Genomic DNA, 349 nt, shown 5'->3' with positions numbered 1-349 from the left:
GCCTCGATGCCGCCTTCCAGCGGCGCTTCCAGCTGGCAGCCGGGTTCGACCACCAGCGCCTGCGGCTCGGCGAGCGCGGCGCGCAGGCCTTCCTCGAACGGCACGTAGCGCGACTTGTCGCCGAACAGCGTCCAGCAGCCTTCGATGTTGTCGCGATCGCGCGCGAACGGGCCGACCAGGGCGATCTTCTGCCCGTGCCGGCGCAGCGGCAGCACGTTGCCTTCGTTCTTCAGCAGCACGATCGAACGTCGCGCTGCATCGCGCGACAGGGCGTCGTGCTCGGCCAGGCAGGCCTGGTCGGCTTCGCGGGCAGGATCCAGCGAGCGATACGGATCATCGAGCAGGCCGA

General features: G+C 69.9%; 1 protein-coding gene. It reads right to left on the bottom strand.

Annotated features, from left to right (window positions below):
* On the bottom strand, nucleotides 1-349 hold a 349-nt coding region (locus tag SB822_RS55610; protein WP_410858911.1), incomplete at both ends, for a glycoside hydrolase family 3 C-terminal domain-containing protein.

Origin of the sequence: Paraburkholderia sp. SIMBA_054, assembly GCF_046534875.1 — a bacterium.
In the GTDB taxonomy this organism is placed as follows: domain Bacteria; phylum Pseudomonadota; class Gammaproteobacteria; order Burkholderiales; family Burkholderiaceae; genus Paraburkholderia; species Paraburkholderia hospita.
The sequence above is the reverse complement of the archived record's forward strand: the minus strand, read 5'-3'. Positions and strand labels throughout refer to the sequence as shown.